This window comes from Cutibacterium avidum 44067 (assembly GCF_000367205.1).
Taxonomy (GTDB): Bacteria; Actinomycetota; Actinomycetes; order Propionibacteriales; family Propionibacteriaceae; genus Cutibacterium; species Cutibacterium avidum.
Map to the genome: position 1 here is coordinate 1,420,710 of NC_021064.1, position 10,996 is coordinate 1,431,705.

Annotated in this window: 10 protein-coding genes; 4 read left to right on the forward strand and 6 right to left on the reverse strand. The window is 64.8% G+C overall.

Going from position 1 to position 10,996, the window contains the following annotated elements; all coding sequences use genetic code 11:
- The first annotated feature begins 19 nt into the window (after positions 1 to 19).
- The 3 genes from PALO_RS06485 (at position 20) to PALO_RS06495 (ending at position 4,048) form a co-directional block, all read left to right on the forward strand.
- A complete protein-coding gene (locus tag PALO_RS06485) occupies positions 20 to 1,237 on the forward strand; it encodes a UDP-N-acetylglucosamine pyrophosphorylase (protein ID WP_015582899.1) in 1,218 nt (405 codons plus the stop codon).
- Between the two features lie 83 nt (positions 1,238 to 1,320).
- Positions 1,321 to 3,471: a RecQ family ATP-dependent DNA helicase gene (locus PALO_RS06490; RefSeq protein WP_041710062.1), complete on the forward strand. Its 2,151-nt coding sequence runs from the start codon at positions 1,321 to 1,323 to the stop codon at positions 3,469 to 3,471.
- A gap of 166 nt (positions 3,472 to 3,637) precedes the next feature.
- Entirely contained in the window at positions 3,638 to 4,048 is a 411-nt protein-coding gene (locus PALO_RS06495; RefSeq protein ID WP_015582901.1) for a DoxX family protein, read from the forward strand.
- 115 nt (positions 4,049 to 4,163) lie between these two features.
- Here PALO_RS06495 and PALO_RS06500 read toward each other — a convergent pair whose 3' ends face one another.
- Genes PALO_RS06500 through hrcA form a run of 3 tightly spaced genes read right to left on the reverse strand, consistent with a single transcriptional unit; the run spans position 4,164 to position 7,093 of the window.
- Entirely contained in the window at positions 4,164 to 4,898 is a 735-nt protein-coding gene (locus tag PALO_RS06500) for a 16S rRNA (uracil(1498)-N(3))-methyltransferase (protein ID WP_015582902.1), read from the reverse strand.
- Positions 4,895 to 6,070, reverse strand: a complete 1,176-nt coding sequence (gene dnaJ, locus PALO_RS06505; protein ID WP_015582903.1) for a molecular chaperone DnaJ — start codon at positions 6,068 to 6,070, stop codon at positions 4,895 to 4,897. Before dnaJ ends, PALO_RS06500 begins: the two co-directional genes overlap by 4 nt.
- A gap of 3 nt (positions 6,071 to 6,073) precedes the next feature.
- Entirely contained in the window at positions 6,074 to 7,093 is a 1,020-nt protein-coding gene (hrcA, locus tag PALO_RS06510; protein WP_015582904.1) for a heat-inducible transcriptional repressor HrcA, read from the reverse strand.
- A 143-nt stretch (positions 7,094 to 7,236) separates the two neighbouring features.
- On the opposite strand from hrcA, the gene PALO_RS06515 reads away from it, so the two are divergent.
- Positions 7,237 to 7,920 (forward strand): MBL fold metallo-hydrolase, encoded by a 684-nt coding sequence (locus PALO_RS06515; RefSeq protein ID WP_023032594.1) that lies wholly within the window; start codon positions 7,237 to 7,239, stop codon positions 7,918 to 7,920.
- 26 nt (positions 7,921 to 7,946) lie between these two features.
- Here the strand turns inward: PALO_RS06515 and PALO_RS06520 are convergent, their stop codons facing one another.
- The 3 genes from PALO_RS06520 to hemW form a co-directional block, all read right to left on the reverse strand.
- On the reverse strand, positions 7,947 to 8,708 hold the full coding sequence (locus PALO_RS06520) for an inositol monophosphatase family protein (protein WP_015582906.1): 762 nt from the start codon (positions 8,706 to 8,708) through the stop codon (positions 7,947 to 7,949).
- Complete coding sequence (locus tag PALO_RS06525) at positions 8,705 to 9,583, reverse strand: DUF3097 domain-containing protein (RefSeq protein WP_177166467.1); 879 nt, start codon at positions 9,581 to 9,583, stop codon at positions 8,705 to 8,707. The genes PALO_RS06520 and PALO_RS06525 overlap by 4 nt, the downstream gene beginning before the upstream one ends.
- Positions 9,584 to 9,667: 84 nt before the next feature.
- A complete protein-coding gene (gene hemW, locus PALO_RS06530) occupies positions 9,668 to 10,858 on the reverse strand; it encodes a radical SAM family heme chaperone HemW (RefSeq protein WP_171023492.1) in 1,191 nt (396 codons plus the stop codon).
- Positions 10,859 to 10,996: the final 138 nt, after the last annotated feature.

Consider the following 10,996-nt stretch of genomic DNA (forward strand, 5'->3'; position numbering starts at 1 on the left):
CACCCCGAAAGGACCATCGATGGACGTCAACTCCCCTGCGCTGCAACCGCGTGGCCTGGAGAAAGTGGCCAAACTCATCGACAGGGGTGTTCGCATCCCCAATCCGTTGACCGTCGACATTGACGACGACGTCGACGTCGACAACATCAGCGGTGACGGTGTCGTCATTGGCCCCGGATGTCGGATTCGTGGCCGTCGCACGGTCATCTCCGCCGGGTGCGTGCTCGGCGACGAAACCCCCATGACGATCCAGGACTGCCAGCTCGGCACCGGAGTCAAGCTCAAGGGCGGCTTCGCCCAGGACGCCGTCTTCCTGGCCGGAGCGAACATGGCATCGGGCGCGCACGTCCGTGGCGGCACCATCCTCGAGGAAGAGGCCAGCGGGGCCCACACCGTCGGCCTCAAGCAGACCGTTCTGCTGCCATTCGTCACCCTCGGCAGCCTCATCAACTTCTGTGACGTCCTCATGGCCGGAGGAACCTCTCGGTCGGATCACTCCGAGGTCGGGTCGTCCTACATTCACTTCAACTTCACTCCTGACGGCGACAAGACGACGGCATCCCTCTTCGGCGACGTCCCGCACGGGGTGCTGCTCAACCAGCACCCGATCTTCCTCGGCGGTCAGGGTGGGACGGTCGGTCCGGTGGCGACCGGATTCGGAACCGTGGTCGGGGCTGGGTCGATCCTGCGTGACGACATCCCCGACGACGACCAGCTCGTCCTCACTCCTCCGCCCGCCGGTCGGCAGCGTCCGGTGACCCCGGCCAGCTACGCCAAGCTCGACAGGATCATCGCCCACAACGTCACCTACCTCGGCAACCTGTCGGCCCTGGAGGCCTGGTACCGCCAGATTCGTCGCCTCTTCATGTCGCGCGACCGGCTGTCCGGGCTGGTATGGCAGGGAGCCCTCGACAACCTCGTCTCGGCGCGCGCCGAGCGGGTCAAGAGGCTCAGGTCCCTCATTGGCAAGGTACAGCCGACTGACGCGGGCCGAACTCAGTTGATCGAGAATCGTGACGCCTTCCTGTCCGCCCTCGACGTCGTCGACGCCCAGGCTCCCGGGGACGTCGTGCGGCTTTGTGATGCTGCCGCGAACAGTGGAGCCGAGTACCTCGACGTCGTGCAGGGATTCGACGAAACCACCCAGACAGCCATCGTCGAGTGGCTCGGCAGCATCGTCTCCGCCCAGCAGTCCCAGGCTCAAGACGTCATCGACCAGCTGCCGTTGCCGTTCTGATTTCGCTGTTCTCCTGGTGTTCCGGAGCCTCGACCCGAAACTGTCGGCGTCCACAGCCATGATGAGCGTCGAGGGGAGGGGCCATGACACCAATGTCTGAAGCACCGGACGGTGACCTGCACAGCCGCGGATTGGCAATCCTGCGCTGTCTCGTCGGTCGCGATGATGCCGAGTTCCACCCCGGCCAGTGGGAGGCGGTCGAGGCCTTGGTGGCCCACCGCCGACGTGCACTGGTGGTGCAACGCACCGGATGGGGAAAGTCGGCGGTCTACTTCGTCGCTGCTCTGTTGCAACGAGCTGCCGACTTCGGACCGACCCTCATCGTCTCCCCTCTCATCGCCCTCATGCGCGACCAAGTGGCTGCAACGGAGCGCGCAGGTGTGCGAGCCGCCGCGATCTCCTCGGCCAATGTCACGGAGTGGGCTGACATCACCAGTCGTCTCGACGCTGACGAGATCGACGTTCTGCTCGTATCTCCGGAACGACTCGTCAATCCGAAGTTCGCCAGTGAGCAACTGCCTGATCTGGTGAGGCGACTGGGAATGCTCGTCATCGACGAAGCCCACTGCATCTCGGACTGGGGCCATGATTTCCGTCCTGACTACCGACGTATCCGGGATCTCGTCTCGGCACTGCCTGCCGAGATCCCGGTGCTGGCGACGACGGCCACCGCCAATTCGCGAGTCGTCCAGGACGTCGCCGAACAGATCGCACCAGGCCACGACCGTGACGACGTGTTCGTGCTGCGCGGGCCGTTGGCCCGGACGTCTCTGCGTCTCGGTGTGCTCAACCTGCCCAGGCCAGCCGATCGTCTGGCCTGGCTCGTGCAGCACGTGGGTGAACTGCCCGGCTCCGGGATCATCTACTGTCTGACGATCTCCACGGCGGAGGACACCGCTCGAGCACTGGCCGAGGCCGGACACCAAGTGCAGGCCTATACCGGACGCACGGACCCGGAGGAAAGGGCCGTCCTCGAGGAGGCTCTGCGCAACAACCAGGTGAAAGCCCTCGTCGCCACCAGTGCCCTCGGCATGGGGTTCGACAAACCCGATCTGGGATTCGTCGTTCATCTGGGAGCACCGAACTCCCCCATCGCCTACTATCAGCAGGTCGGACGGGCCGGCCGCGCCACCGAGAACGCTGACGTCCTGCTGCTTCCGGGTCCTGAGGACCAGGGGATATGGACCTACTTCGCAACCGCATCCATGCCTACCCAGGAACGTGCCGACACTACTCTGGGAGCACTGTCCAACGGTCAGGTGCTGTCGGTGCCGGCGTTGGAGACCCGCGTCGACATCAAACGCAGTCAGCTCGATCTGCTGCTCAAGGTGATGGCGGTCGATGGGGCGGTCGAGAAGGTTCGTGGTGGTTGGCGGGCGACCGGAAAGCCGTGGATCCATGACACCGAGCGCTACGAGCGGATATCCCAGGCGCGACGCGATGAGCAACAGGCCATGCTCACTTACGAACGGCTGGACACCTGCCGGATGGCCTTCCTCACCGGACAGCTCGACGACCCGTCGGCGGCTCCCTGCGGTCGCTGCGATGTTTGCGCCGGACCTTGGTACCCGACGGACATTGACCCGGCGGCATCGTCCTCGGCGACGACCACCCTGGATCGGGTCGGTGTTCCCGTCGAACCGCGCATGACCTGGCCGTCAGGCATGGACACCCTGGGAATTGGCCTCAAAGGTCGCATCAGCGCCGACGAGACGGCCGAGGAAGGACGGGTCATCGCCAGGCTCTCTGATCTGGGCTGGGGCGGCCCGTTGCGAGACCTGCTTCGTAACGACGCCGACGGCGTGCCCATCGACACCGAGATCACCCCAGCATTGGCCAAGGCTTGCATCCGGGTGCTGGCCGAGTGGGATTGGGAGCATCGTCCAGCCGCCGTGGTCCGAGTGGCATCCGTCACCCGACCTCACCTCATCGACTCTCTCGCCTCGGGGCTCGCCCGCGCTGGCCGCCTCCAGGATCTTGGCGGTCTCGATCTCGCAGAGAATGCCCCACGTCTCGATCCGTCAAGGAACTCGGCTTATCGCCTCCGCGACGTGCATGATCGTTTCAGCGTCGGGCCACAACTCATGTCCCGCCTGTCCCACCTCGGCGGCGCCCCTGTTCTCCTCGTCGACGACGTCATATCCACGCGATGGACGATGACTGTCGGCGCACGCCTGTTGAGGCGAGCTGGGTCTGGCCCTGTTCTGCCGCTGGCACTCGCGCTGACCCAGTGACACCCCGGGGATCACGCACGAATCGCACCACTCGTCCGTCACCGCCACCGTCTCTGTGTTGTCGTCATGAAACAAAAGTGGATTCGTCACCTAAACGCGAACGCGACCACCCCAGCGACCCGTGGTGGGGCACGATGGAAGTAGCACCTATCAGCCAGGAGGATTCATGTCCCTTGCCAAGTTCACCGCCCGTTCCGCTCTGTCGGCGATCTTCATCACCGGAGGCCTCGGCGAGATCAAGAGCGCCGATCAGCTTTCCGGCGCTGTCGACGGACTGCTCGCGAAGCTGCCTGAGGCAGCTACCTCTCAGATCCCCGATGTTGATCCCAACCTGCTGGTCAAGGCCAACGGCTGCACCATGTTGACCGCTGGATCCCTGCTGGCCCTCGGCATCAAGCCGCGTCTGGCCGCCACCATCCTGGCTGCCCAGCTCGTCCCCGTGACTCTCGCTGGCCACCCCTTCTGGGAGAAGGATGACGACGAGAAGATCGGTGAGCAGATCCAGTTCCTCAAGAATCTCGGTCTCATCGGCGGCCTGCTCGCCGTCGCTCTTGGTGGCGCCACCAAGAAGAAGTGATCCACTGAGATGCCGTCGTGCCACGGCGACACGCTCTCCACGCCAATGATGGGGCCGGACGGATCATCCGTCCGGCCCCATCGTCATGCCAGGTACGACGCGCTGCGGGATGCTCTCACTCAGCCATACCGACCATGGCCTGCAACTGGGCGAGGCCGACCACGCCTGCGGTCGAGGTCCGCAACACCCCATCGGAGACGGTGACCGGGCGAGCTCCGGCAGCCACGAAGGACTCAACTTCTTGGTCGGTGATGCCGCCCTCAGGCCCGACGATGACGATCACCTCACCAGACTCGGGCAGGTCCTGGCTCACCAGAGGCTCGGTGGCCGACTCGTGGAGCACATAGGCAGCGTCAGCATCGCGAATCCTCTCAACCACATCCTTGGTCTGCGCCAATTCAACCTGGGGAACGAGGAATCGTCGTGACTGCTTGGTGGCCTCACGGGCAGCCGCCTGCCACTTCGCCACACCCTTGGCCTGCCTGTCGCCTTTCCAGCGCACGATGCTGCGATCGGCCGGCCAGGCCAAGATCTCGTGGACACCCATCTCGGTGAGGGTTGCCACCGCAAGCTCAGCGCGGTCGGTTTTCGGCAGGGCCTGGACGGCAACCCAGCGGTGAGCCGTGACAGGGACCTCGAGCACCTCGGTCACCTCGACGCTCACGGATCCCTTCGTCACCTCGACGGCAGGTCCGCGCACCGCATGTCCCACGCCGTCGGTGACGAGGACGGACTCCCCCACCCGAATGCGGCGCACCGAACCGGCATGGTGGCCTTCCGCACCGGTGATCTCGACCACCGACCCGGGCGTGGCCCCGGCAACCTCCCCGAGGAAGCAGGCGTCACTCATCCGCCGAAGGCTTCCTTGATGCGGGAGAACATGCCGCGTCCACCCGACTTCTCCACGGACGCCGACACCTTGGTCTCCCCGCGGACCTCGGCCAACTGGCGCAACAGGTCCTTCTGGTGGGAGTCGAGCTTGGTCGGTGTCTGAACAATGAAGGTGACGCCCAGGTCACCCCGACCGCCACGACGCAGCCGCGGCACTCCCCGCTCAGGCACGACGATGCGGGTTCCCGACTGGGTTCCTGCCGGCACCTCGACGGTGACCGACTTCTGGGACTCCTCGAAGTCCTCGCGATCGGCCTCGAGGGTGTGCACCGGAACCTTGGTTCCCAGCGCAGCCGCCGTCATCGGAATCGTGACGACCATCTCGAGGTTGTCACCCTCGCGGGTGAAGACCTCATGCGGGCTGATCGTCATCTCGATGTACAGATCACCTGCCGGGCCACCACCGGGCCCCACCTCTCCCTGCGAATCCAGGTGGATCCGGTTGCCATCGGCAACACCAGCAGGAATCTTGACGTTGATGGTGCGGGTGGTGCGCACTCGTCCCTCACCGGAGCACTCCTGACACGGATCCGGAATGACCGTGCCGTAACCACGACAGGTCGGGCAAGGCTGGCTGGTGCGAATGTCGCCCAGGAAGGAACGCTGCACCGTGATGACCTCACCGCGTCCCTGACAGGTGTTGCAGGTGACGGGCTCGGAGCCGGACTCGGCCCCCTTGCCCTGACACTTGGGACACACAACTGCGGTGTCGACCTCCAGCGGCTTGGTGACGCCGAACACCGCCTCGGCCAGGCTCAGGCACATCCGCACCAGGGCGTCCTGACCTCGCCGGGTCCGGGAGCGTGGCCCACGTCCGCCACCACCGAAGGAGGTTCCACCACCGAACATGGCGTCAACGAGGTTGGTGAAGTCGAATCCAGCGCTGCTGAATCCTCCCTCCCCGAATCCGCCCATGCGGGCGTTCGGGTCACCACCACGGTCGAAGACGGCGCGTTTCTGCGGATCCTGGAGCACCTCATAGGCCTCCTGGACCTTCTTGAACTCGTCCTCGGATCCCGGTCCGGCGACATCGGGGTGGAGTTTCATGGCCTTGCGGCGATAAGCCTTCTTGATCTCGTCGGCGCTCGCATCGCGGGAAACACCGAGAATCTCGTAGTAGTCGTTGCTCAAGGATCATCCTTCTGCCAGGAACCGGCCCACATAACGGGCCACGGCTCGCACGGCTGCCATGGTTGAGGGGTAGTCCATTCGGGTGGGTCCGACCACGCCGAGACTCGACAGGGTATCGTCGGATCCATATGTGCTTGCCACCAGTGAGGTGGACTGGAAGGGCACGTCAGTGTTCTCGGCACCAATACGCACCGTGACCTCACCGGCTTCTCCAGCGGTGGCCTCGCCGAGCAATCGCATCAGGACGACCTGCTCCTCGAGAGCCTCCAGAACCGGACGCACCGTCGTCTCCCACTGTGCACCGAATGCGGTGAGATTGGGAACCCCGGCAACCACCACGCGGGCGGATGGGTCGACGGCGAGGATCTCCAGGACGGTCGCGACGACGGAGGTCGCGCGCGGCCCCTCAGCCGGCCCGAGTTCGTCAAGAAGCCGATTGAGGGAGTCGACGGCCTCTGCCACCGTCAGACCGACGAGGGCCCGGTTGAGCCGGGCGCTAAGGGCGACAAGATTCTGCTCGTCGTGACCGGGAAGCTCCACGATCCGCTGCTCCACCGACCCCGAGGACATGATGAGGACGATGAGGATGCGGTCGGTCGACAGGCTCACCAACTCGAGGTGACGGATCGTCGCCGTCGTCGCCACCGGATACTGCATGATGGCGACCTGGTGAGTGATCTGGGCGAGCAGTCGCACCGTGCGACGCACGATGTCATCGAGGTCGACGGCTCCGGTCATGAAGGCCTGGATGGCCCGGCGCTCTGGCCCGGACAGCGGTTTGAGGGTGGCGATCCGGTCGACGAAGAGGCGATACCCCTTGTCAGTCGGAATACGACCGGCGCTGGTGTGGGGGTGGGTGACGTACCCCTCCTCCTCCAGGACGGCCATGTCATTGCGAACGGTTGCCGGGGACACCCGAAGTCCGTGGCGTTCCACCAAAGCCTTGGAACCCACCGGCTCCTTGCTGGAGACGTAATCGGTGACGATGGCCTTGAGCACGTCGAGCTTGCGGTCGTCGAGCACAATCCCTCCTCACGCGATCCCATCGGGTACAAGTCCCACTTTGGCACTCTCAGGTGCCGAGTGCCACCTTATCGCGTTCACCTGACGTCCTTCTGCCTCTCTCGCTGGCAGCGCACCCCCCGGGACGTGCCACACTGGTGGCCATGTCGACGAATCCCGAGACTCCCCAGTGGTCCGCTCTCACTGCCCGGGTATGGACGGCCGTCGTCGAACCAGAAGCCGTCACCTGCGGACTGGTCGCCGGTGACGATCATGTCCTCCTCATCGACACCGGCTCGGCTCCTGAACAGGGACACGCCCTGGCGATGTCGGCGGCATGCATGCTAGGTCGTCCGGTTGATCGGGTCGTCATCACCCACCATCACTATGACCACAGCGGCGGGCTCCCTGGGATTGACGGGGCTGAGACCTGGATGCATGAGGCCGCCCTGGCTCACTGTCCTGATCTCCGGGTCGACCATCCCATCGCGCTGATGGCCTATGTCGACCTGGGCGGCGTCGGCGCCGAGGTCATCCACCCCGGTCCGGCCCACACCGACGGGGACCTCGTCGTCATCGTCCGCGACGAGAAGGTGACCTTCGTCGGGGACCTGGTGGAGACCGCAGGGGAGCCACAGTCCGACGAGACGACCGATGTCCGCGGCTGGCCGCGCGCCATTGACTCGGTCATCACCGGCACCGATGGTGTAGGCGTCTACGTACCTGGCCACGGGCACCCGATCGATGCGACCGCCGTCATGAAGCAGCGCGCCGATCTCGCCGAGAGAGTCCCCGTCGAGATCCCGCTCACCCCGGTGACCGGGCACGTTCCTCCCCAGCTGGCCTGATGCGGACCCGGCCCCGCACGGCTAACTCAGCGCAGCAGTTCAGCAACCACCCGGTAGGCATCCTCGTCGGCTGCGACGACGAGTGTTCCCGACATCTCGCGAGGCCCGTACTCCGCCCCGTCGACAGTCCGAACAACCCCGCCGAGCTCGCGCACCATAAGGGTGCCAGGCAGGTGATCCCATGGGTAGGAGTGCTGATAGGCGGTGACGTCGTTCTCCCCCAGGCAGATCAGTGGGTAGTCCACCGCGCAGCACCACTTCGACATCCGCCACTCCACCTGTGGTGAGGCGATCTTGTAAGCCTCATGGGTCGTCGCGGCGCGAACCGGGATGTGGGACCCGTCGCGGGTCACCGTCTGACCGTCGCAGGTGACCCCGGCACCGCGCTCAGCACACCACATGTGGCCGTGCTGGGGCTGCCAGATCCAGGCCCTCACCGTTTCGCCACGAATAAGTTGAGCGAGCATGACCCCGTGGTCCACCGATCCGTGGACGAAGTTCTTCGTGCCATCGATGGGATCGATGACCCACGCCAGGTCGGCGCCCGGAACGGCGTCGAGGATGGTCGGGTCGGCAAAGGCGGACTCCTCCCCGACGACGACCCCACCGGCGTGCTTGGTCAGCGCCGCACCAAGCTCCTTCTCGGCCTGACGATCTGCGTCGGTGACGAAGTCTCCGGGCTTCTTCTGGTGGATCTGGTGATCATTCAGGGACCGGAACCGCGGGTCGATGATCCTGGCACTGACGTCCCGGATGAGGTCGCAGACCGTCTCGGCGTCGATACTCATGCCGTCTCCCCATCGTCCAGCTCGTCGACATGGTCACAGGTGACGAAGTCGATGAGTTTCTCCATCTCGGTGTTGAACCGTGGATCCAGGTCGTGCCAGTCGCGCACCCTCTTCAACATGGCCTGCCAGGCCTTGCCCACGTCGGCCTGGGTGGAGTGTGGCAGGCCGAGACGTTTCAGGGTGCCGAGCTTGAAGTCCTCGTCCATCGGAACCTCCGGCCACCCCTTCCGTCCGATCCGCTCGGGCTTGATGGCCTGCCAGATGTCGATGAACCGGTGTCCGGTGATCATGACGTACTCGCCATATCCGCCGCGTCTCACCTCGTCAGCCACGCGGGATTCCTTGGTTCCGGCGACGAGGTGGTCGACGAGCACTCCCAGTCGATGCCCGGGGCCCGGCTTGAACTCGGCGACGATTCCGACCAGGTCGTCCATACCGCCCATGTATTCCACGACGACCCCGACGTGGCGCAGGTCGTCTCCCCAGATCTTCTCGACGAGTTCGGCGTCGTGACGACCCTCGACGTAGATGCGGCTGGGAAGCGCAACGCGGGCTGGCCCAGCCGCTCCGGCAACGGACCCCGACGCCGTGTGCTTGATGCTGGCACTGCCCTGACGAGGGGGGATGCACAGATTGACGGGCTTGCCGTCCACCCAGAAACCCGGACCGATGGGGAAGGACTTGCGCTTGCCCTTGCGATCCTCGAGCACGACCAAGCCGTTCTGCCACGCGACGACGGCCCCGACGTATCCGCTCGATGGATCCTCGACGACCATGTCGAGTTCCAATGGCATATCGACGCTTGCCTTCATGTGAGAGGTGCGCCAGCCACTTGCGAGGACGTCGTGGGAATACCGGTCGATCACGGTAGCCACTGTATTGCCACGCATGGCCATGACGACAAGCCGTGCATCACCAGCTGAAATGACCCGCCCGGCATGGCCACCCGCGCAATGACCTCACACCAGCAGATCCGTGATGATCCTGTCGGCCACCATTCGCCCGGCCAGGTTGAGCACCAGGTGACTGCCCTGGATCGCCCCGAGTCCCTGCTCCACGACGTGGTCAGCCCGGTGACGTTCCACCTCCGTCAGCTCGGATAACGGCAACCCGTCAGCCAGACGCAGCTGCAGCAGCACCGTCTCCTCATGATGCTGCTCCGTGTCGAGGACCTCGTGGTCCTCGACGGGCAGACGACCCTCGGCCAGCCTGCTCCGGTACATAGCAGGATGCTTGACGTTCCACCACCTCGTCCCGTTCACGTGGGAGTGGGCTCCAGGACCAATCCCCCACCAGTCATGTCCCAGCCAGTACGCCATGTTGTGACGACACCGGTGGTCATGACCGTCGCGGGACCGGGCCCAGTTCGACACCTCGTAGTTGACGTACCCCGCCTCGGTGAGGGCCTTCTCGGCGATGAGGTACTTGTCGGCGAGGTCGTCCTCGTCAGTCATCGATAATTCGCCACGCCGGATGCGCGCTGCCAGCCTGGTGCCCTCCTCAACAATGAGGGAGTAGGCGGAGACGTGATCGGGCTCGGCCGACAGCGCGGCCTCGAGACTGCACCGCCAGGAATCCATGTCCTCCCCGGGAGTGCCGAAGATGAGGTCGAGGCTGACGTCGTCGAATCCCACCTGGCGGGCCAGCCTTGCCATCTCCACGGCACGCCCGGGCCGGTGACGACGATCCAGAATCGTCAGGACGGACTCATCGGAGGACTGCATTCCCATGGACAATCGGTTGATCCCGGCCGCGAGCAACCCAGAAAGCACATCCTCGTCCAGGGTTTCCGGGTTGGCCTCCGTGGTGATCTCGGCGTCGTCGTCGATCCCCCACGCAGTACGGATGTGATCGACGAGCTCTCCCAGTTGGGCCGGGGTGAGCATCGTCGGAGTGCCTCCCCCGAAGAAAATGGTGGACACCGCCGGACGCCGTCTCCACATCTGCCCAGCGAGGTCCAACTCGCGATGAGCCGCCTCCAGGTAACCAGAGATGGCGTCCTCCCCCATGGCTGAGAGCACATAGGTGTTGAAGTCGCAGTATCCGCACCGGGACGCACAGAACGGCACGTGCAGATAGATGCTCCATGGGCCGTCAGCTGCCTGGAGCTGGGGCAGGTCGCCGTCTGCGTGAGTCATGGTCCTCCTGATGTCCAAGGTGCGAATGCGGCCCTTGCATGATGCCATCTGGGCCGAAGACGGCTCAGCCACACGAGTCCACAGCTATTCGAATGGCGAACACCACGATCAACGGGTGAAATTTCAACAGTTTGAGGTTTAAGCTGCCGT

What these genes read in the sequence shown, in the direction of transcription:
- PALO_RS06485 (WP_015582899.1), top strand. Translation starts at nt 20, where the DNA reads ATGGACGTCAACTCCCCTGCGCTGCAACCGCGTGGCCTGGAGAAAGTG.
- PALO_RS06490 (WP_041710062.1), top strand. Translation starts at nt 1,321, where the DNA reads ATGACACCAATGTCTGAAGCACCGGACGGTGACCTGCACAGCCGCGGA.
- PALO_RS06495 (WP_015582901.1), top strand. Translation starts at nt 3,638, where the DNA reads ATGTCCCTTGCCAAGTTCACCGCCCGTTCCGCTCTGTCGGCGATCTTC.
- PALO_RS06500 (WP_015582902.1), bottom strand. Translation starts at nt 4,898, where the DNA reads ATGAGTGACGCCTGCTTCCTCGGGGAGGTTGCCGGGGCCACGCCCGGG.
- PALO_RS06515 (WP_023032594.1), top strand. Translation starts at nt 7,237, where the DNA reads ATGTCGACGAATCCCGAGACTCCCCAGTGGTCCGCTCTCACTGCCCGG.
- PALO_RS06520 (WP_015582906.1), bottom strand. Translation starts at nt 8,708, where the DNA reads ATGAGTATCGACGCCGAGACGGTCTGCGACCTCATCCGGGACGTCAGT.